Source organism: Enterobacter cloacae complex sp. HYC003_NIDB (assembly GCF_056673375.1).
Genome location: NZ_CP114220.1, coordinates 4,172,873 through 4,191,721 on the forward strand (window position 1 = coordinate 4,172,873; position 18,849 = coordinate 4,191,721).

An 18,849-nucleotide genomic window follows, 5' to 3' on the forward strand; every position below is an offset into this window, starting at 1 on the left:
GAACCAATGGACATGCATTGAACAGTTAATTCATCCACGCCCGGTGCTAAACACTGAGTTAAATATAGATCACAATCAGAGGGGTGCATTCAGAATTGGGGAAAAAACGAACGAATAGCGAAAAATTGCGGTGAATTAAGAACATTCCGCAAGGGTTTAATAACACAGGAATAAAAGAAGAGCACGGCGGCTGCCGTGCTCTGAAAGGAAATTAATGCTCGCGCGTTTTGCGGAACTGAACATCAGGATAACGTTCCTGCGTCAGGTTCAGGTTTACCATGGTTGGGGCGATATAGGTCAGGTTATCGCCACCGTCCAGCGCCAGCTGAACTTCGTTCTTACGTTTAAATTCTTCGAATTTCTTCACGTCAGAACACTCAACCCAGCGCGCCGTCGCCACGTTCACCGATTCGTAAATCGCTTCCACGTTGTACTCGCTCTTAAGACGGGCAACCACCACGTCGAACTGGAGCACACCCACCGCGCCCACGATCAGATCGTTGTTGGCGATTGGGCGGAACACCTGTACCGCGCCCTCTTCGGAAAGCTGGACCAGGCCTTTCAGCAGCTGCTTCTGCTTCAGCGGATCGCGCAGGCGAATGCGGCGGAACAGTTCTGGCGCGAAGTTAGGGATACCGGTGAACTTCATCATTTCGCCTTGCGTGAAGGTATCGCCAATCTGAATGGTACCGTGGTTGTGTAAACCAATGATGTCACCCGGATAGGCTTCTTCTACATGCGAACGGTCACCCGCCATGAAGGTCAGCGCGTCGGATATCACTACGTCTTTACCGATACGGACCTGACGCAGCTTCATGCCCTTTTCGTACTTACCGGAAACCACGCGCATAAAGGCGACGCGGTCGCGGTGTTTCGGGTCCATGTTGGCCTGAATTTTAAAGACGAAGCCGGAGAACTTCTCTTCCTTCGCTTCTACTTCGCGGGTGTCGGTTTTACGCGGCATCGGCTGCGGGGCCCACTCAACCAGACCGTCGAGCATATGGTCAACGCCGAAGTTGCCGAGTGCGGTACCGAAGAAGACCGGGGTAATTTCACCGCTCAGGAACAGCTCTCTGTCGAACTCGTGGGACGCGCCTTTAACCAGCTCCAGCTCATCGCGCAGCTGGGCGGCCAGCTCTTCACCGACAGCGGCGTCCAGCTCCGGGTTGTCCAGACCTTTCACAATGCGGACTTCCTGAATGGTGTGGCCCTTACCGGTCTGGTACAGGTAGGTTTCGTCTTTATAGAGGTGGTAAACCCCTTTGAACAGCTTGCCGCAGCCAATCGGCCAGGTGATTGGCGCGCAGGCAATCTTCAGCTCGTTTTCCACTTCATCCATCAGTTCCATCGGATCACGGATGTCACGGTCGAGTTTGTTCATAAAGGTGAGGATCGGCGTATCGCGCAGACGGGTGACTTCCATCAGCTTGCGGGTACGATCTTCAACACCTTTCGCGGCGTCGATCACCATCAGGCAGCAGTCCACCGCCGTCAGCGTACGGTAGGTATCTTCGGAGAAGTCTTCGTGCCCCGGGGTGTCCAGCAGGTTCACCAGGCAGTCGTGATACGGGAACTGCATCACGGAGGTGGTAATCGAAATACCACGCTGCTTTTCCATCTCCATCCAGTCGGATTTAGCATGCTGGCTGGAGCCACGGCCTTTAACGGTACCCGCGGTCTGGATCGCCTGTCCGAACAGCAACACCTTCTCGGTGATGGTCGTTTTACCGGCATCCGGGTGCGAGATAATGGCAAAAGTGCGGCGTTTGGCCACCTCTTGCAGATAAGGAGACAACGTCATAATCAATTCTTCTTAGGTAAGCGCGGCAGCAGGCCGCGCATCATGGAATACGAAAAATGCGGCTATTTTACCCATCAACAGGGGGCAGGCAATCATTGTTTACACAGGAGCTGCTCCAGTTCGTTCAATGACGTAACGGTCCAGGTCGGCTCGATGCCTTCCGGCAGCGTGCGACCATGCGCATTCAGCCAGACGGTCGACAGGCCCGATCTCATACCTCCCAGAATATCAGATTCTGCCGTATCCCCCACCATCAGCACGCGATCGCGGTCAGGATTGCCCGCTTGCGCCAGCGCATAATCGAAAATACGCGGATCCGGCTTCGGTACGCCCACCTCTTCGGAGATCACCAGCGCGTCGAAATGATCGCGCAGGCCGGTGCGTTCAAGGCGGATCTGCTGAAGCGCGGTAAAGCCGTTGGTAATGATCCCAAGCTTCACCTTCCCTTTCAGCGAATCCAGCAGAGAAACGACGCCGGGCAGCGGCGCGCAGATATCCGCCATCGCATTCAGGAAGGCCTCGTTCAGCGCCCCAGGACTGACGTTTAACCGTTCAGCCCACACGTCAAAACGCTGATGCTGAAGCTGTAACGCGGTGATGGCTCCGTTCTGGTAATCCACCCACAGCGGTTTGTTCACCGCCTGATAGTCCTGAAAATCTTCCGCGGTGAACGTCACGCTATAGTCGAGAAACATCCGCTGTAGGCCGCCGAACGAGTCAAACGTAAACAGCGTTTCGTCGGCATCAAAGAAAATCCAGTCCCATTTCATCGTTACAACCTTATTTTCGTTATCCAATCGGCAGAGCCATGATAATGGCGTCTTCACGTCCCTCTGCGGTGGGGTAGTAGTTACGGCGGATAGTCGCCTCGTTGAAGCCTAAGCTTTCATAGAGCGCGATGGCGGCGACATTGGACGCGCGCACCTCCAGCCACAGGGTGAAAACGTCACGGGTTTCCAGCTCACGAATGAGGTGCTCAAGCAGTTCCCTGCCCAGCCCGCGGCGCTGGTAAGCGGGATCGACCGCAATATTAAACAGCGTCGCCTCGTCCAGAACGACCTGCGTGATGGCGAACGCAGCCATCGCACCGTCAACGTCCAGGCGGAGATTTAAATAGCGTTCGCCCTGATTGCTGGCAAACGTCTTTTCGCTCCACGGAAAGGCATGGGCGCGGGTTTCAATCGCGAACGCGGTGGTCAGGTCAGCCGTCGTGAGGGAAGAAATCGTGTTCATATTCGCAAATTTGTTGCCATAGCGCGCTACGCGCTTTTGGGTTGGCTTTCAGTTCGTCCAGCGCTGGCGAACTGATCTGGCTTCCTTCAAGAGGTAGCTCGTCCACCGCCCCGATTCGCCAGCTGTTACAGCGGCTGTCAGGGGGAAGCATCGCGACGCTTTCGGGCGCCAGCTGTAATACCTGATCGCGGGTCACCTTCAGGGTGCGAAGGACATCCTCAATCAGGGGCTCGTTCAGGGCAGGCGGCGCTTCTGCCACCATCACCAGGCGGACATGCGCAGGTATGGAGATGGCTATTTCGCCCCGCAACGCCGTCGGGCGACGCAAAGCCCACTGGGTAATGCCCAGCTGCTGCAACTGCCAGTCTCGTCGGGATGTCATAGCGAAAACTCCTGTCTCTCAGGCGCGCAAATATAGCAAATGTGTCGAAACTGCGCCATCTACCTACTATAATCCCCGCCTGAGTTTATTGAGGAACAATTCATGTCTGCATTTACCCCGGCAAGTGAAGTCTTGCTGCGTCACAGTGATGATTTCGAAGAAAGCCGTATTCTGTTTGCCGGAGATATGCAGGATGACCTGCCCGCGCGTTTCGACTGTGCTGAAAGCCGTGCCCACACCCAGTACTATCACCACTGGCAGGTGCTGAGCCGCCAGATGGGCGAGCGCGCGCGCTTTAGCCTGGCGGCGGAGCAGAGCGATATTGCTGACTGCGATACGCTCATTTACTACTGGCCGAAAAACAAGCCGGAAGCCCAGTTCCAGCTGATGAACCTGCTTTCTCTGCTGCCGGTCGGCTGCGATATTTTTGTTGTCGGTGAGAACCGCAGCGGGGTGCGTAGCGCAGAGCAGATGCTCGAAGCCTGGGCGCCGCTGACGAAAATCGACAGCGCCCGTCGCTGCGGCCTGTACCATGGTCGTCTGGAAAAACAGACCACCTTCGATGCCGACGCCTTCTGGGATGAGTACCAGCTTGACGGCCTGACCATTAAAACCCTGCCGGGTGTGTTCAGCCGTGACGCGCTCGATACGGGCAGTAAGCTGCTGCTGTCCACCCTGACGCCTCATACCAAGGGCAAGGTGCTGGACGTCGGCTGTGGCGCGGGCGTGCTGTCCACGGTTCTCGCCAGCCACTCACCAAAAGTGCGTTTAACCCTGTGTGACGTCAGCGCGCCGGCGGTAGAAGCCAGCCGCGCCACGCTTGCTGCGAATGGCATTGAAGGCGACGTGTTTGCCAGCAACGTCTTCTCCGACGTGACCGGTCGCTTTGACATGATCATCTCTAACCCGCCGTTCCACGACGGAATGGAGACCAGCCTTGAAGCGGCGCAAACGCTGATCCGTGGCGCAACCCGTCACCTCAACAGCGGCGGTGAGCTGCGTATCGTAGCGAACGCCTTCCTCGCGTACCCGAAAGTGCTGGATGAAACCTTTGGCTTCCACGAAGTGATCGCCCAGACGGGCCGCTTTAAGGTCTATCGCACCGTGATGACGCGCCAGGCGAAAAAGTAAACCCCCGGTCCGGCGATGGCTGACGCTGCCATCGCCCATTTTTGCAGCAATCAAAACAACGTGCGCAATTTTCTGTTGACGTAAAGCTGAAAACATCTAGAATGCGCCTCCGTGGTTACGATACTTTTACAGTGTCGATGGTATGCGAAGGTGGCGGAATTGGTAGACGCGCTAGCTTCAGGTGTTAGTGTCCTTACGGACGTGGGGGTTCAAGTCCCCCCCCTCGCACCATAAATCACGTTGATATTGCTCGCACTGGGCGAAGGTGGCGGAATTGGTAGACGCGCTAGCTTCAGGTGTTAGTGTCCTTAGGATGTGGGGGTTCGAGTCCCCCCCCTCGCACCAACGAGGCGATATCAAACCAGTAAGATGACTGTGCGAAGGTGGCGGAATTGGTAGACGCGCTAGCTTCAGGTGTTAGTGTCCTTACGGACGTGGGGGTTCAAGTCCCCCCCCTCGCACCAATTATCTTACATCCCCTCAGCAGTGCCTCCTGTTTTTCCCTTTTATTTCAAACTCATCAGAATCACCAGCAGTCCACTGATTAGCGCAACGCATGATGGCAGCAGCACGTAATGCCGTAACTGTTTGTGCCAGATCATTGCGGATGTCACCAGCAAGCCTGAAACAATCATTGCTTTCCAGACATCAATGGGGAGATCGGCAAACATTAGCCCACCGATAATGGAACCAGGCAGTAATATTCCCCACCCACTTCCCAGCGCTTTGCTCAACATGGTTTCACCTCTCGCACTGATAATGATAACCAGTATCATATGATAGTAATTATCACTTGTCAGCATGCGACGTAAGAAATTGCGCCAGCAATTGCTTTCCCATAATGACAGAGAATGTGTAAGGTGATAAATTGCCCACCTGTTAACTTCCGATAAAGTTATTCTGATAATAAAAATTCAATTTTGTAGCGCCCAATATTACACAACAACACCTTGCTCATTGTTTTAATTGAGTTTTAATAAAAACGCACGCATATGACATCACAATCCTGGCTGTCTTTAGTCAACAAGAAATATCAGCTATCTTTACGTTTGTTTTTATTTCTGAACGCTGCATCAGCATTGTTCTCGGTAACAAACCCTCTCTATTCCGTGCGTGTGTTATCAGTCCCGCTCTTTGCCGTACTGACTATCAGCACAGGCTTACTTATCTGGCACTGGAAAAACAGCACGCGAAAAATAAATATCCCTGTTGTTTCAGCTATTTTTGGTCTTTTATGGGCCTGGCAGATCGTCTCTAAATTTCTGTTAATCACGCACGATCACGCGACCTATTTAATGATGGCGCTATTAACAGTGCTTTTTATAGGGTCTCTGGCGTTCGCAAGTAATATTAAAGCCTTTACGTTACATTCATTTCCCGCTTTTATATCCTGCCTGTGGCTTAGTCCGTCCGAAAACTGGCTGAGAATGGCCTATTTTTTCGCGCTGCCGGTGGTCGCCATTGGTATCCATCATGTTCTTCAGCGGCGCAATGACCGTTTCGCCCAGGAGCTGCTTTCCGAACTGCTGGAGGAGCGCGAAACCCTGACCGATCTCAGCATGATGGACCCGCTCACCGGCCTATATAACCGTCGCGGGCTGCAAAGCCGGCTGGAGAATCTTCCCAGGCCTGACGCTGGCGAGCACTTCGTGCTGCTGATGGATATCGACCACTTCAAAGCCTACAACGACCATTATGGCCATATGATGGGCGATCAGGCCTTGATCAGGGTCTCGGCTGCGATACGCGACGCCGTGCGCTCACGCGATGTTGTCGCCCGGTTTGGCGGGGAAGAATTTATGGTGCTGTTGAGTAACATCCCGCTGGAGCAAGCGCGACAGACGGCTGAACGCATACGTCAGAAGGTTTACGATCTTAAAATCCCCCATATGTTTAACGAAAGCGTCGCCACTAACGTGACCATCAGCATCGGCATCGCCATGTTCGAGGGTGAAGACGTTGAAGGCGCGCTGGCGAAAGCCGATAAAGCCCTCTATGAAGCCAAGCATATGGGACGCAACAGCATTCTGCTGAGCGACGAGCTTCATACCGCCTGAAACCGCCTTCACAGCGCCAGGATAAAACGCTTGCGCTCGGTTTTATCTATAGTTAGGATTGGCAATCATTATCATTTAGATTTGTAATCCACACTATGGCGACTCGTACCGCACACATCGTTGAGCCCCTGCTCTGGCGAGCTCCACTCTCCGCCGGGGAAACGACGCTTGCGGATGCCATTCGGGAAAAAATTGCCGTAACGCGCGCCCATCTGCTGGATTTCATCAAACTGGATGAAGCACCGCCGCATCATGCTCTGACGCTGACTGAGTGGCAACGCCCTGCGGAGCTGCGGTCACTGCTGGCAACCTATTCCGACCATATTTATCGTAACCAACCTACCCTGACGCGGGAAAACAAACCGCTGTTATCCCTCTGGGCACAGTGGTATATCGGGCTGATGGTGCCGCCTGTCATGCTGGCCCTGTTGACCCAGGAAACGATGCTCGATCTCTCGTCGGAACATTTCCATGTTGAGTTTCATGAAACCGGGCGTGCTGCCTGTTTCTGGATTGATGTACACGAAGATCCGAGCGCGAGACACCTGTCAGCGCAGGCGCGTATGGAACGGCTGATTACAAGAGCGCTGGTTCCGGTCATTGATGCGCTGGAAGCGACGGGAGAGATTAACGGCAAACTGATCTGGAGTAATACCGGGTATCTTATCCACTGGTATTTAACGGAGATGAAGCCGCTGCTCGGCGACGAGAAAGTGGATGCACTGCGTCAGAGCTGTTTCTTTGCCAGACAGCTGTCGGATGGACGGGACAACCCTCTTTACCGCACCGTGGTTCCGCGTGAGGGACTTCTGGTACGTCGTACCTGCTGTCAGCGCTACCGTCTGCCGGACGTGCAGCAGTGTGGCGATTGCACGCTTAAGTAGTCTGGCCCGGCCTGAAACCCGCAGAGAGAGGGAACAAACATTAAAAACGGCAACCTGCGTTGCCGTTTTGCTTTTACCTAAGCGACCTGCTGATTTTCCTCTTCTCCATTACGCCGTGCTTCTTCCGCTTCCTGCTGAAGCAACTGTTTCTCGTACACCTTGAAGAACGGGAAATAGATAATGGCGGAAACGCAGGCCAAAACCAGCACCAGAATGGCTGCACGGAAATCCCAGCCCAGCGCCCAGGCGGCACCAACCGGAGCCGGTGCCGTCCACGGCACAACGGAAATCACGCGGCCAATCAGATCAAACTTCATCGCTGCCCATGCCAGCACGGCATTAACCATCGGCGCCAGCAGGAAAGGAATAAAGAACACCGGGTTCATCACAATCGGCGTACCGAAAATCACCGGTTCATTGATATTGAAAATGCTTGGTACCACGCTCAGACGTCCAATGGAGCGCAGGTGCGCGGAGCGGCTACGCAGATAGCAGAACACCAGCCCCATCGTCGCCCCCGATCCGCCGATAACGATAAAGAACGTCCAGAAGGCTTCCATAAAGATGTGTGGCAAAGGCTGGCTCGCCGCCAGCGCGGTCTGGTTCGCCCCCAGGTTTGTCAGCCAGAACATTTGCAGCATCCCGGAGACAATCGCCGCGCCGTGGATCCCGGCAAACCACAGCAGGTGGCCAATCAGCACCGCCAGCAGGATCGCAGGGAGCGAGTCAGCCGCAGAGACCAGCGGTTTGAATATCGACATGATGGCCTGTGGGATCAGCATACCGAACTGCGACTGGATCAGCAGGCTCAGCGGGTATAGCGTGAGCACCACCACCAGCACCGGGATCAGCAAGTCAAACGAGTTTTTGATCATCGGTGGAACCTGGTCTGGCAGGCGGATCCCGATATTGTGTGCTTTCAGGAAACGCATCATCTCAACGCAATAGATCGCCACCAGAATCGCGGTGAAAATACCGGTCCCTCCCAGGCTATCCACCGGTAAAGCGCCTTTGGTTTTAGGGGCGGCGACCAGCAGGAACGCCATCAGCGACAGCATCGCGCACATGAACGGATCCAGCTGATGCGTTTTAACGTAATGTTTGCCCAGGTTGTAGGCAATAGCCGCACAGATATAAAGGGACATCACCCCCATTGTCATATCAAACGGCGTCAGAATTTGACCTTCAAACTGCTTCGCCATATCCAGCCAGGCGCGAGCAAAACCCCAGGTGGTATCAGGCGAAAAAGGCGGGTAAGCGAACACTAATAAAAACGAGCCTACAATCATAAACGGCATCGCTGAGATAAACCCGTCACGAATAGCCATAACGTGACGCTGGGAAGAGATGCGCCCGGCAATAGGGCTGACATAATTTTCAACGAAGCGGAAAATCAGATTAAATGCAGCGTGGTTGGCAGACATAGCAGATCTCCTGTCAGACGTTCGTTTTGGACGCTCTCACGTCACACGTTGTTCCATACATCAGCGTCACAACCTTGCCGGATCGTGTACCTGCGGTACTGCTCAAACGGAATGGTTTCATAATTAGCTCTTATTATTAGATACAGGGGAAGTTACACACTTAGTATTAATCTCTGCATCACGCTCTGCAACCGGTTACTGTAACCGGTTTCTGTGAATGTGAAGGCGATCCAGAAATCGCCCCTGACGGATATTTGTTACTTAAGGGATATTTACAGCTACTAAATTCTTATGACAGATTACGCAGGATATTTGTCAGGAGGAATCAATGAGTTTGCAGTCTGTACAACAGTTTTTTGCCGAACACGCTCCGGATATAGAGATCATTGAGCTTAACCAAAGCACAGCGACTGTTGCCCTTGCTGCTGCCGCGCACAACGTTGAACCCGGCCAAATTGCCAAAACGCTGTCACTGAAAATTAAAAATGACGTGATTCTGGTGGTTGCAAAAGGCGATGCGCGTCTGGATAACAAAAAGCTTAAAGAGACATTCGGCGCAAAAGCCCGCATGCTCAGCAGCGATGAGGTAGTCACCCTGACGGGTCATCCTGTTGGCGGCGTCTGCCCTTTCGGACTGGAAAATCCGCTCTCTGTTTACTGTGACATCACATTAAAACAGTACGCGGAAGTGTTACCCGCAGCGGGTGCCATCCACAGTGCGGTGCGTATATCGCCCGACAGAATGGCGGAGCTGACCGCAGCAAAATGGGTCGATGTCTGCATTTAAACGTTGCGCCAGAAGAACTCTGGCGCACCACTTAACGCTGAGAGAATGAAGGAACGGTGAGAGCTGAACGACGCACTTCCCGGGCAGGGAGATGCGCCAGGATATCCGCCGCATCCAGTAATCCCACGTCAGAATTGACGCCCAGCTTTACCATTGCGTTAAACTTATGCGCCCGGATGGTTTTAATATTGCGTTCAAGCTGCGCCGCAATTTCAGGGATTGAAAATCCCGATGACATATAACGCAGTATTGCCCTTTCGGTTGGGCTTAACATACGATTCTGGCTAACACACCAGTGATTGTACATGTTGTCATTCACCTGATGCGTTTCGCTGAGTAATGTCTCCAGCCCCTCCATTAACTGCTTTAGCGGAACCGATTTACTGATTATCCCATGCAGGCGAGAAGGCGAAAGATGGCTGACCAGCCTCGCCTCCATTTCGTCAGAGGCCAGCACGATACGCTGGACGTCGCTGTGGGTGAAGGTGAGATCCCGTAAACAGGCCAGACAGTTTCTCCGCTCTTCACGCTCATCAGACAGTGAATAGATAACCGCATAGAATGAGATATCCGAGAGCGCCGCTTTAAAGCTGGCGAATCTGCTAAACAGGTGCACATGGTAATGGCTCAGGGCGGGCATCGCAAAGAGATGCTTCAGCCCTACAGCGCTCATTGAGCAGCTTTCGATGACGGCGATATGTCTTGTTGCAGTGGTCTTTTCCATTCCTCAAACTCTCCATAAGCCGACATTAAACTGAGTTCTCGCATTCCCTGGGTACTGCTTATCCACGCGTACATATCGGCATTACTGCGAAGTGATAAGCGGCGCATTGCACTGTTTTTCTGTGCACTGATCGTTTTATTACTTTTATTCAGCAGCGTGGCTATTTGGTTGATTCCCCAACCTTTACCTAATAAACGCAACACCTTGCGTTCAGAGTGGGTGAGCGCAATCATTTGCTCACTCTCTTCTTCAATATCGGACGTTTCCGGTATTAATAACGTCTGGCTTATTCGCTCGGCACGTTCACTGCCCGCGCGAATAGCGTTAATAACGCCTTCGATCGGTTCCATATCCGAAAGCAGCGTGCTTTCCGGACGCATAAGAAGCTCTACTGCAAGTGGATAAAGGGGACGCGAGACAAGGAATATCCAGTGAATGTCCCGATACTGATTCATTAATCCATAATACTGCTCAAGCGTGCCGCGAGGATTACGATACTCACCTGAAATATCGGCAATAACGACCCCAGCGCGACGCAATTGTAGTAGCGTCAACTCCTGCATCGAACGGCAGTACGTTATTTCAAAATCAGGAAAATGACGCGTCATGACGCCACCTAGCCCATTTTGCATAACCGGCACTCTACTAATCACCACTCCGTGTTTACCATTCAATGGCAACATAGACCCTCCCTGTCATAAATTCATTATTTAAGAACGAACTAACCCTACGAGTTTAAACACGCTTGCATCCCTCAGTACAAAACGGCTTAATACTCGCAAATCAGAAGAAATGTCATATGGGTTAAGAAACGCCCAATACTGGCTTAATATCGCATAAAGACCACAAAACTTTAATTAAGATTGCGTGAAAAGATTGAAAATATGAAATTAGAAATACTTAATATATTGTCTTTATAAATCTCTATTTTTATATTCATTAAATAAATAGAAAGTGCGGTTTTCTCCCCCTGCTCACGCGACTGATTGCACAAATGTTGATCTGGCCCAGCGCAAAGGGCCCTGCCCTTTGTGTTAAAAGTAAGCAATCTCTCTTCTCTTCAGGGCGTTTCATGCAGGCAGATCGGTCTACGCAACGTGCTACCACGCGGCTATGTATTCAGTGCGGGCTTTTTCTCTTACAACACGGGGCAGAAAGCGCCCTCGTGGAAGAACTTTCCACACGCCTTGGGCTGGCGCTGGGGATGGACAGCGTTGAGAGCTCCATCTCGTCAAATGCCATTGTGCTGACCACCATTAAAGACGGACAGTGCCTGACCTCCACCCGTAAAAATCATGACCGCGGCATTAACATGCACGTCGTGACGGAAGTGCAGCACATCGTGATCCTTGCTGAACACAAGCTGCTCGATCTGAGGGAGATAGAGAAACGCTTCAACCAGATCAAACCTCTCCGGTATCCACGCTGGCTGGTTGTGCTGATGGTGGGACTCTCCTGCGCCTGCTTCTGCAAGCTCAACGCGGGCGGCTGGGACGGCGCTGTCGTGACCTTCTTTGCCAGCAGCATCGCAATGTATGTCCGCCAGTTGTTGACGCACAGGCAACTGCATCCGCAAATTAACTTCTGCATCACGGCGTTCGTGGCGACAACCGTATCCGGCCTGCTTTTGCGCCAGCCTTACTTCGCCAGCACGCCTACTGTTGCGATGGCCGCCAGCGTATTGCTGCTGGTGCCGGGTTTTCCCTTAATCAACGCCGTCGCTGATATGTTCAAAGGCCACATCAACACCGGTCTGGCGCGCTGGGCGATAGCCAGCCTGCTGACGCTGGCGACCTGTATCGGGGTGGTAATGGCCATGACACTCTGGGGGTTACGCGGATGGGCGTGATGGATTTTCTGCTCGCACTGGCGCAGGACATGCTCCTGGCAGCCCTTCCCGCCGTTGGCTTTGCGATGGTGTTTAACGTACCACAGCGTGCATTACCCTGGTGTGCGCTGCTGGGTGCCATTGGCCACGGCTCACGTATGATCATGATGACCTCGGGCTTTAATATCGAATGGTCGACGTTTATCGCCTCCATGCTGGTCGGCAGCATCGGTATTCAGTGGTCCCGCTGGTATCTGGCGCACCCGAAAGTGTTCACCGTGGCGGCAGTCATTCCTATGTTCCCGGGCATTTCAGCCTATACGGCGATGATCTCCGCCGTCAAAATCAGCCACTTTGGCTACAGCGAACCGCAGATGATCCTGCTTCTGAGCAATTTCCTTAAAGCCTCGTCGATTGTGGGCGCGCTCTCCATCGGCCTGTCGATCCCCGGATTATGGCTTTACCGCAAACGTCCACGCGTATAATAAAATCGCTTGCAATTGTATCGTGCGCTATCTATATTCATTTCATGGACGCAAAAACGAACGACACTACCAACGCGCTTCTGCTGGATAACCAGCTCTGTTTTGCCCTCTATTCGGCAAATCTGGCGCTTAACAAGCTGTACCGGCAACTGCTGGCGCCGCTTAACCTGACCTACCCGCAATACCTTGTGATGCTGGTGCTGTGGGAGCAGGATGATATCACGGTGTCAGACATTGGCGAGCGGCTGTTCCTGGATTCCGCCACGCTGACTCCCCTGCTGAAACGCCTGGAAAGCGCAGGATTAATCTTCCGCCAGCGTTCCCGTCAGGATGAGCGTCAGGTCGCCGTCACCCTGAGCGACGCGGGTCGGGCGCTGCAACAGCAGGCCGTGACGATACCCCACGCCGTGGGCTGTGCAGCGCAGTGTGATACCGACACCATGCTGGCGCTCAAGCAACAGCTCGAACTTTTGCGCCAACAGCTTCATCGCGCGTAAGGCTATACTTTACGCGTCTGATTCTAACCTAATACATCGCGCGCTATTTAATAGTGCATATAAACGTAAGATGAGGAACCTGCCATGTCTTTAGAAAAAGTTGTCTACACTGCCAAAGCCAAAGCAACCGGAGGCCGTGATGGCCGCGCAACGTCTTCCGATGGCGTTCTGGATGTCAAACTGGGTGTGCCAAAAGAGATGGGCGGCATGGGGGGTGAAGTAACCAACCCTGAACAGCTGTTCGCTGCGGGCTACTCCGCCTGCTTCCTGGGCGCAATGAAGTTCGTTGCGGCACGCGACAAATTCGCTCTGCCAAAAGACGCCTTTATTGAAGGCGAAGTGGGGATTGGCCCGCTGCCAACCGGTTTTGGTATCGAAGCGAAGCTGAACATCCACGTTGAAGGGATGGACGCAGCGGAAGCCAAAAAACTGGTGGAGGCAGCGCATATCGTCTGTCCGTACTCTAACGCGACGCGCGGCAATATCGACGTGACGCTGAACATCATCGCGTAAACTGCCGCCTGTGATTTTAGCCCCGGTAAGCGTAACGCCGCCGGGGAAATCCTCTCCTTTCCTCCCCCTCTCTCTGTGCTACCATAACCCTCAATCACGTCCGTAGTAATCAGTTGAGAAAGTGTTATGTCCTCCAGAATCCTGACCACCAGCATTGCTGGCATTGATGCCTTTATGCGCGATCCTCGCGGTGTGTTGACGCACGCCGAAGGCGGCACGCTCGCGGTATTTGCCGACAACGCCCCGGCGTTTTATGCGGTCACGCCGGAACGTCTGGCGCAGCTTCTGGAAATTGAAGCGAAGCTGTCGCGTCCGGCGAGCGATGTCATGCTGGATAATCAGTTTTTTGACGAACCCGCCAGCGCCCCGGTGGCCGTTCCAATGGGGAAATTTCCCATGTACGCCGGTTGGCAGCCGGACGCCGATTTTCAGCGGCAGGCGGCCTTATGGGGAATAGCCCTCGCGCAGCCCGCGACGCCAGAAGAGCTGGCGGCCTTTACCGCTTACTGGCAGGCTGAAGGAAAAGTCTTCCACCATGTTCAGTGGCAGCAAAAGTTCGCGCGCAGTCTGCAAATCAACCGCGCCAGCAACAATGGCCAGCCAAAACGTGATATCAATGCCTTTTCAGAACCGGACAAAAAAATCCCTGATGGATTCCGAGGTGCGAAATGAAAAACGTCGGCGACCTGATGAAACGTTTGCAGAAGATGATGCCCGCCAACGTGAAGCCCGCATTCACCACCGGTGAAGAGCTGCTGGCATGGCAAAAAGAGCAGGGTAAAATTCGCGCGGCTGCCCTCGCCCGCGAAAACCGCGCGATGAAAATGCAGCGCACCTTTAACCGCTCGGGCATTCGCCCTCTGCACCAGAACTGCTCCTTCGAGAATTATAAGGTCGAGTCACAGGGGCAGATGAACGCCCTCAACCAGGCGCGCCAGTACGTGGATGAATTTGACGGCAACATTGCCAGCTTCATCTTTAGCGGAAAACCCGGCACGGGGAAAAATCACCTTGCGGCCGCAATCTGCAACGAGCTGCTGCTGCGCGGGAAGTCAGTGCTGATTATCACCGTGGCCGATATTATGTCCGCCATGAAGGACACCTTCAGTAACCGCGAAACCAGCGAAGAACAGCTGCTGAATGATTTGAGTAACGTGGATTTGCTGGTCATCGACGAGATCGGCGTCCAGACGGAGTCCCGCTACGAAAAAGTGATCATCAATCAGATTGTCGATCGCCGTTCGTCGTCAAAACGCCCAACCGGTATGCTGACGAACCACAATATCGACGAGATGACCCGACTTCTTGGCGAGCGGGTGATGGATCGCATGAAGCTGGGTAACAGCCTGTACGTCATCTTCGACTGGGACAGCTATCGCAGCCGCGTCACCGGCAAAGAGTATTAAGATATTTCCAGGGAGCACCGGAAGAGCAGAGGTATATACTGAACCCACTTTTGGCCCAAAACGGACCTTGTTGAGTAAATCATTATGAAAAAACAGTTCCTTATCAGCATCCTTACTGGCGCCCTGCTGGTGACTGGCGCAGCGCAGGCCGCATCATGGCAGGAGTCGCTCTCCAGCGCAGCAAGTGAGTTAACCAAAGAGAGCGGCACTTCCCAGGGCGGGCTGTCAGCCTCGTCCCTCACCGGCCTGCTGAGTAACAGCTCCCAAAGCCTGAGCGCCGGAACGATGAACAACGCGGCGGGCATTCTGGAATACTGCGCGAAGCAGAAACTGGCTTCCGTTACCGATACCGAAAACATCAAAAACCAGGTGCTGGGTAAACTGGGTCTGGACACCCAGGAGCAGAAAGCGGACACCAACTATATGGACGGTATTCAGGGTCTGCTGAACGCGCAAAATGGCCAGCAGCTGAACCTCAGCACCCTTGGAAATTCATCTCTGGCGAAACAGGTGAAAACGAAAGCCTGCGATCTGGTGCTGAAACAAGGCGTTAATTTCCTGTCCTGATCGCCTCCCATTTTCTGCCACAACACGCCCGGTTTATTACGTTAGTCTTACACCGCGGCGTGAAGTGCGTTTTTTTACCCCCTGCCACCACCTCAGCCTCCGTGTGCCACGATGCGACTGTATTCAAAAATCCGATTTTATAAACCAAATCCTAACAACAGCACACTTTCGTGACACTAAAATTGCAGCTAAGCGACATCGCAATTACATTGTATTACCCAAAAAATAAGCAATTAGCCGGCTAAGCGTCCGGCATGATGAGGATCTGCTGTTGTCAGAGTTAATGTCCCTTGTCCTTTTCCTGGCTTCCATCGGCGTTTATGCCTGGAAAGCCGGTCGTCACACCTGGTGGTTTGTGGCCACCCTGGTGGTGCTCGGCATTTTTATTGTTTTAAACATTACGTTATATGCCAGCGATTACTTTACCGGCGACGGTATTAACGACGCGGTGCTCTACACGTTGACCAACAGCCTCACCGGCGCTGGTGTGGGTAAGTACATCCTTCCGGGTCTGGGGCTGGTGGTCGCCCTGGTGGGCATCTTCGCCGCGCTGGCCTGGGTTCTGCGCCGTCGCCGTCACCGTCCGCATCATCATGGCTACAGCCTGCTGGCGCTGTGCCTGGCGCTGGCCTCCGTGGATGCCAGCCCGGCATTCCATCAAATTACCGAGCTGGTAAAATCCCAGTCGCGCGATGGCGATCCGGACTTTGCGGCCTATTACAAAGAACCCTCGAAGAAGATCGACAATCCCAGACTCAACCTGGTCTATATCTACGGCGAAAGTCTGGAACGCACCTATTTTGATAACGATGCTTTCCCGAACCTGACGCCAGAGCTTGGCGCGCTGAAAGACCAGGGCCTCGACTTCAGCCACACCATGCAGCTGCCCGGTACGGATTACACCATCGCCGGGATGGTGGCCTCTCAGTGCGGCATTCCGCTGTTCGCCCCGTTTGAAGGCAACGCCTCCGCCTCAATGTCGAGCTTCTTCCCGCAGAACATTTGCCTCGGCGATATCCTGAAAAACTCGGGCTATGAAAACTACTTTATGCAGGGCGCTAACCTGCGCTTTGCCGGGAAAGATGTGTTCCTGAAATCTCACGGTTTCGATCACTTGTATGGTTCCGAAGAGCTGAAAACCACGGTGGCCGATCCGGCCTACCGCAACGACTGGGGCTTTTACGACGATACCGTTCTGGATGAAACCTGGAAGAAATTCGAGGAGCTTTCCCGCGCCGGTAAACGCTTCTCGCTGTTTGCGTTGACCGTTGACACGCATCATCCGGATGGTTTCGTCTCACGCACCTGTAAACGTCAGGGCTATGATATTGACGGTAAAAACAACAAGTCGTTCAGCGCCGTGACCTGTAGCCAGGAGCATATCGCGGCGTTAATCGAGAAAATCAAAGCGTCGCCGTATTTCAAAAATACGGTCATCGTCGTCTCATCTGACCATCTGGCGATGAAAAACAGCGCCTGGGATGAGCTGAATAAGCTGGATCGCAGCAACCTGTTCTTTGTGCTGCGCGGCGATAAACCGCAGCAGGAGATCATTGCCGCTAAACGTAACTCGATGGATAACGGCGCTACCGTGCTGGATATTCTGGGTGGCGATAACTTCATTGGCCTGGGCCGCAGTACGCTGTCGGGCCAGTCCCTGTCGGAAATCTTCCTCAACATGAAGGAAAAAATCCTCGCCTGGAAGCCGGATATCATTCGTCTGTGGAACTTCCCGAAAGAGATAAAAGACTTCACCATCGATCAGGATAAAAAAATGATCGCGTTCTCCGGCAGCCATTTCCGCCTGCCGCTGCTGCTGCGCGTGTCGGATAACCGCGTCGAGCCGCTGCCGGAAAGCGAATACTCCGCGCCACTGCGCTTCCAGCTGGCGGAATTTGCCCCGCGCGATAATTTCGTCTGGGTCGACAAATGCTACAAAATGGGCCAGCTCTGGTCGCAACAGCTGTCGCTGTCCACCGACTGGTGCGTTTCTCAGGGGCAACTCGGCGGCGAGCAGACCGTGCAACACGTTGACAAACCGCAGTGGCAGGGAAAAACCGCGTTTAAAGATACGGTTATTGATACCGCACGCTATCAGCGCAACGTAGACCTGCTGAAAATCGTCGACAACGACATTCGTTATAAAGCAGACAGCTTCATCTTTAATGTTGCCGGCGCACCGGAAGAGGTGAAGCAGTTCAGCGGTATTTCACGGCCGGAATCCTGGGGGCGCTGGTCTAACGCGCAGTTGGGCGATGAGGTGAAAATTGAGTATACCCATCCGCTGCCGGAGAAATTCGATCTGGTGATCACCGCCAGGGCATTTGGTCCCAACGCAAACCGTCCTATACCGGTGCGCGTCGGTGATAAAGAACAGACGCTGACGCTGAGCAATGACGTCACCACCAGCACGCTGCACTTCGATAACCCAACGCGCAGCAATACGCTGGTCATTGTGCCACCCGATCCGCAGTCCACTAACGAAGGGAATATTCTCGGTCACGCTCCGCGCAAGCTGGGGATCGGCATGGTGGAGATTAAAATTGTGAGCAGCGCTGGCTGATGACGGCGTTAACTCTTCGCCCGACGCGCATCGACGACGTCGCTGCCCTGCCCGCCATTGAACGCGCGGCGGGGCAGCGGTTTCGCGACGTTCCTGAGCTGGCCTGGCTGGCAGACAATGAGGTTATTTCTGTTGAAGATCACCTCGGTTACGCCGGACGCGGATTAAGCTGGCTGGCGCTGGCTGACGACAGGCCCGTGGGTTTTATTCTCGCCGAAGCTCATCCATCGTCGCTGTTTATTGTGGAACTGTCGGTTCACCTGGACTGTCAGGGACGAGGTCTTGGACGCCAGTTAATCGCCCGTGCCGCCGCGCATGCCCGCAGTCTGGGGCTGAACTCGCTGACGTTAACGACGTTTCGTGATGTCCCGTGGAATGCGCCCTTCTACAGGCGATTAGGGTTTGAAATGATGACGACGCTGACGCCGGAACTGCGCCAGAAACGCGAGGAAGAGACGGCGCACGGTTTAGCGTATGGTTCCCGCTGCGCCATGCGCCTGCCTCTGTAAGATCGCCCGGTGGCGCTGCGCTTACCGGGCCTACAAAACCCAATTCCGCAGCCGCCAC

21 protein-coding genes and 3 tRNA genes are annotated in these 18,849 nt (G+C 53.8%); 16 read left to right on the forward strand and 8 right to left on the reverse strand.

Annotated features, from left to right (window positions below; all coding sequences use genetic code 11):
- Window positions 1-211: 211 nt before the first annotated feature.
- From prfC to O1722_RS19980, 4 genes are all read right to left on the reverse strand, one after another.
- On the reverse strand, window positions 212-1,801 hold the full coding sequence (prfC, locus tag O1722_RS19965; protein ID WP_006810210.1) for a peptide chain release factor 3: 1,590 nt from the start codon (window positions 1,799-1,801) through the stop codon (window positions 212-214).
- Window positions 1,802-1,893: 92 nt separating this feature from the next.
- Window positions 1,894-2,571 carry a pyrimidine 5'-nucleotidase gene (gene yjjG / locus O1722_RS19970; protein WP_033486723.1) on the reverse strand — a complete coding sequence of 226 codons (678 nt, stop codon included), beginning with the start codon at window positions 2,569-2,571 and terminating at the stop codon, window positions 1,894-1,896.
- A 19-nt stretch (window positions 2,572-2,590) separates the two neighbouring features.
- Window positions 2,591-3,034: a ribosomal protein S18-alanine N-acetyltransferase gene (gene rimI, locus O1722_RS19975; protein WP_003856565.1), complete on the reverse strand. Its 444-nt coding sequence runs from the start codon at window positions 3,032-3,034 to the stop codon at window positions 2,591-2,593.
- A complete protein-coding gene (locus tag O1722_RS19980; protein ID WP_023295888.1) occupies window positions 3,003-3,416 on the reverse strand; it encodes a DNA polymerase III subunit psi in 414 nt (137 codons plus the stop codon). The genes rimI and O1722_RS19980 overlap by 32 nt, the downstream gene beginning before the upstream one ends.
- A gap of 102 nt (window positions 3,417-3,518) precedes the next feature.
- Here O1722_RS19980 and rsmC point away from each other — a divergent pair, with 102 nt between their 5' ends.
- The 4 genes from rsmC to O1722_RS20000 all read left to right on the forward strand — a co-directional run bounded on the left by rsmC (window position 3,519) and on the right by O1722_RS20000 (window position 5,011).
- On the forward strand, window positions 3,519-4,547 hold the full coding sequence (gene rsmC / locus O1722_RS19985; RefSeq protein WP_015572609.1) for a 16S rRNA (guanine(1207)-N(2))-methyltransferase RsmC: 1,029 nt from the start codon (window positions 3,519-3,521) through the stop codon (window positions 4,545-4,547).
- A 144-nt stretch (window positions 4,548-4,691) separates the two neighbouring features.
- A tRNA-Leu gene (locus O1722_RS19990) sits at window positions 4,692-4,778 on the forward strand.
- Between the two features lie 28 nt (window positions 4,779-4,806).
- Window positions 4,807-4,892: transfer RNA gene (locus O1722_RS19995), tRNA-Leu, on the forward strand.
- A 32-nt stretch (window positions 4,893-4,924) separates the two neighbouring features.
- Window positions 4,925-5,011 (forward strand) — tRNA-Leu (locus O1722_RS20000).
- A gap of 42 nt (window positions 5,012-5,053) precedes the next feature.
- Here the strand turns inward: O1722_RS20000 and O1722_RS20005 are convergent.
- Window positions 5,054-5,323: a DUF1435 domain-containing protein gene (locus O1722_RS20005; RefSeq protein WP_026080652.1), complete on the reverse strand. Its 270-nt coding sequence runs from the start codon at window positions 5,321-5,323 to the stop codon at window positions 5,054-5,056.
- A 216-nt stretch (window positions 5,324-5,539) separates the two neighbouring features.
- Here O1722_RS20005 and O1722_RS20010 point away from each other — a divergent pair, with 216 nt between their 5' ends.
- On the forward strand, window positions 5,540-6,604 hold the full coding sequence (locus O1722_RS20010; RefSeq protein ID WP_033486722.1) for a GGDEF domain-containing protein: 1,065 nt from the start codon (window positions 5,540-5,542) through the stop codon (window positions 6,602-6,604).
- Window positions 6,605-6,699: 95 nt separating this feature from the next.
- Window positions 6,700-7,488, forward strand: a complete 789-nt coding sequence (gene fhuF, locus O1722_RS20015; protein WP_003856570.1) for a siderophore-iron reductase FhuF — start codon at window positions 6,700-6,702, stop codon at window positions 7,486-7,488.
- Between the two features lie 77 nt (window positions 7,489-7,565).
- Here fhuF and O1722_RS20020 read toward each other — a convergent pair whose 3' ends face one another.
- Window positions 7,566-8,912, reverse strand: a complete 1,347-nt coding sequence (locus O1722_RS20020) for a PTS sugar transporter subunit IIC (RefSeq protein ID WP_033486721.1) — start codon at window positions 8,910-8,912, stop codon at window positions 7,566-7,568.
- A gap of 328 nt (window positions 8,913-9,240) precedes the next feature.
- On the opposite strand from O1722_RS20020, the gene O1722_RS20025 reads away from it, so the two are divergent.
- The gene (locus O1722_RS20025; RefSeq protein ID WP_003856572.1) at window positions 9,241-9,699 is read left to right on the forward strand and encodes a YbaK/EbsC family protein; all 459 of its coding nucleotides are present in this window, start codon (window positions 9,241-9,243) and stop codon (window positions 9,697-9,699) included.
- Between the two features lie 31 nt (window positions 9,700-9,730).
- Here O1722_RS20025 and bglJ read toward each other — a convergent pair whose 3' ends face one another.
- Entirely contained in the window at window positions 9,731-10,372 is a 642-nt protein-coding gene (bglJ, locus tag O1722_RS20030; RefSeq protein WP_033486720.1) for a DNA-binding transcriptional activator BglJ, read from the reverse strand.
- Window positions 10,369-11,106, reverse strand: coding sequence for a helix-turn-helix transcriptional regulator (locus O1722_RS20035; RefSeq protein WP_017383841.1), 738 nt, complete (start codon window positions 11,104-11,106; stop codon window positions 10,369-10,371). Before O1722_RS20035 ends, bglJ begins: the two co-directional genes overlap by 4 nt.
- A gap of 389 nt (window positions 11,107-11,495) precedes the next feature.
- On the opposite strand from O1722_RS20035, the gene O1722_RS20040 reads away from it, so the two are divergent.
- From O1722_RS20040 to O1722_RS20080, 9 genes are all read left to right on the forward strand, one after another.
- A complete protein-coding gene (locus O1722_RS20040) occupies window positions 11,496-12,272 on the forward strand; it encodes a threonine/serine exporter family protein (RefSeq protein ID WP_017383842.1) in 777 nt (258 codons plus the stop codon).
- Complete coding sequence (locus O1722_RS20045; RefSeq protein ID WP_015572605.1) at window positions 12,263-12,736, forward strand: threonine/serine exporter; 474 nt, start codon at window positions 12,263-12,265, stop codon at window positions 12,734-12,736. Before O1722_RS20040 ends, O1722_RS20045 begins: the two co-directional genes overlap by 10 nt.
- Window positions 12,737-12,780: 44 nt before the next feature.
- Complete coding sequence (locus O1722_RS20050; protein ID WP_015572604.1) at window positions 12,781-13,233, forward strand: MarR family winged helix-turn-helix transcriptional regulator; 453 nt, start codon at window positions 12,781-12,783, stop codon at window positions 13,231-13,233.
- Between the two features lie 84 nt (window positions 13,234-13,317).
- The gene (locus tag O1722_RS20055; protein WP_032670599.1) at window positions 13,318-13,746 is read left to right on the forward strand and encodes an organic hydroperoxide resistance protein; all 429 of its coding nucleotides are present in this window, start codon (window positions 13,318-13,320) and stop codon (window positions 13,744-13,746) included.
- Between the two features lie 126 nt (window positions 13,747-13,872).
- The gene (gene dnaT, locus O1722_RS20060) at window positions 13,873-14,418 is read left to right on the forward strand and encodes a primosomal protein DnaT (RefSeq protein WP_003856579.1); all 546 of its coding nucleotides are present in this window, start codon (window positions 13,873-13,875) and stop codon (window positions 14,416-14,418) included.
- Window positions 14,415-15,152, forward strand: a complete 738-nt coding sequence (gene dnaC, locus O1722_RS20065; protein WP_003856580.1) for a replicative helicase loader DnaC — start codon at window positions 14,415-14,417, stop codon at window positions 15,150-15,152. Before dnaT ends, dnaC begins: the two co-directional genes overlap by 4 nt.
- Before the next feature lie 84 nt (window positions 15,153-15,236).
- Complete coding sequence (locus O1722_RS20070) at window positions 15,237-15,719, forward strand: YjjA family protein (RefSeq protein WP_015572603.1); 483 nt, start codon at window positions 15,237-15,239, stop codon at window positions 15,717-15,719.
- Window positions 15,720-15,990: 271 nt separating this feature from the next.
- Window positions 15,991-18,282: a phosphatidylglycerol--membrane-oligosaccharide glycerophosphotransferase gene (opgB, locus tag O1722_RS20075; RefSeq protein WP_047726414.1), complete on the forward strand. Its 2,292-nt coding sequence runs from the start codon at window positions 15,991-15,993 to the stop codon at window positions 18,280-18,282.
- A complete protein-coding gene (locus O1722_RS20080) occupies window positions 18,282-18,791 on the forward strand; it encodes a GNAT family N-acetyltransferase (protein ID WP_033486717.1) in 510 nt (169 codons plus the stop codon). The genes opgB and O1722_RS20080 overlap by 1 nt, the downstream gene beginning before the upstream one ends.
- The last annotated feature ends 58 nt before the right edge of the window (window positions 18,792-18,849 follow it).

Bases quoted from the DNA above. Each gene is read 5' to 3' on its own strand.
- prfC (WP_006810210.1), bottom strand. From the start codon at position 1,801: ATGACGTTGTCTCCTTATCTGCAAGAGGTGGCCAAACGCCGCACTTTT.
- yjjG (WP_033486723.1), bottom strand. From the start codon at position 2,571: ATGAAATGGGACTGGATTTTCTTTGATGCCGACGAAACGCTGTTTACG.
- rimI (WP_003856565.1), bottom strand. From the start codon at position 3,034: ATGAACACGATTTCTTCCCTCACGACGGCTGACCTGACCACCGCGTTC.
- O1722_RS19980 (WP_023295888.1), bottom strand. From the start codon at position 3,416: ATGACATCCCGACGAGACTGGCAGTTGCAGCAGCTGGGCATTACCCAG.
- rsmC (WP_015572609.1), top strand. From the start codon at position 3,519: ATGTCTGCATTTACCCCGGCAAGTGAAGTCTTGCTGCGTCACAGTGAT.
- O1722_RS20005 (WP_026080652.1), bottom strand. From the start codon at position 5,323: ATGATACTGGTTATCATTATCAGTGCGAGAGGTGAAACCATGTTGAGC.
- O1722_RS20010 (WP_033486722.1), top strand. From the start codon at position 5,540: ATGACATCACAATCCTGGCTGTCTTTAGTCAACAAGAAATATCAGCTA.
- fhuF (WP_003856570.1), top strand. From the start codon at position 6,700: ATGGCGACTCGTACCGCACACATCGTTGAGCCCCTGCTCTGGCGAGCT.
- O1722_RS20020 (WP_033486721.1), bottom strand. From the start codon at position 8,912: ATGTCTGCCAACCACGCTGCATTTAATCTGATTTTCCGCTTCGTTGAA.
- O1722_RS20025 (WP_003856572.1), top strand. From the start codon at position 9,241: ATGAGTTTGCAGTCTGTACAACAGTTTTTTGCCGAACACGCTCCGGAT.
- bglJ (WP_033486720.1), bottom strand. From the start codon at position 10,372: ATGAGCGCTGTAGGGCTGAAGCATCTCTTTGCGATGCCCGCCCTGAGC.
- O1722_RS20035 (WP_017383841.1), bottom strand. From the start codon at position 11,106: ATGTTGCCATTGAATGGTAAACACGGAGTGGTGATTAGTAGAGTGCCG.
- O1722_RS20040 (WP_017383842.1), top strand. From the start codon at position 11,496: ATGCAGGCAGATCGGTCTACGCAACGTGCTACCACGCGGCTATGTATT.
- O1722_RS20045 (WP_015572605.1), top strand. From the start codon at position 12,263: ATGGGCGTGATGGATTTTCTGCTCGCACTGGCGCAGGACATGCTCCTG.
- O1722_RS20050 (WP_015572604.1), top strand. From the start codon at position 12,781: ATGGACGCAAAAACGAACGACACTACCAACGCGCTTCTGCTGGATAAC.
- O1722_RS20055 (WP_032670599.1), top strand. From the start codon at position 13,318: ATGTCTTTAGAAAAAGTTGTCTACACTGCCAAAGCCAAAGCAACCGGA.
- dnaT (WP_003856579.1), top strand. From the start codon at position 13,873: ATGTCCTCCAGAATCCTGACCACCAGCATTGCTGGCATTGATGCCTTT.
- dnaC (WP_003856580.1), top strand. From the start codon at position 14,415: ATGAAAAACGTCGGCGACCTGATGAAACGTTTGCAGAAGATGATGCCC.
- O1722_RS20070 (WP_015572603.1), top strand. From the start codon at position 15,237: ATGAAAAAACAGTTCCTTATCAGCATCCTTACTGGCGCCCTGCTGGTG.
- O1722_RS20080 (WP_033486717.1), top strand. From the start codon at position 18,282: ATGACGGCGTTAACTCTTCGCCCGACGCGCATCGACGACGTCGCTGCC.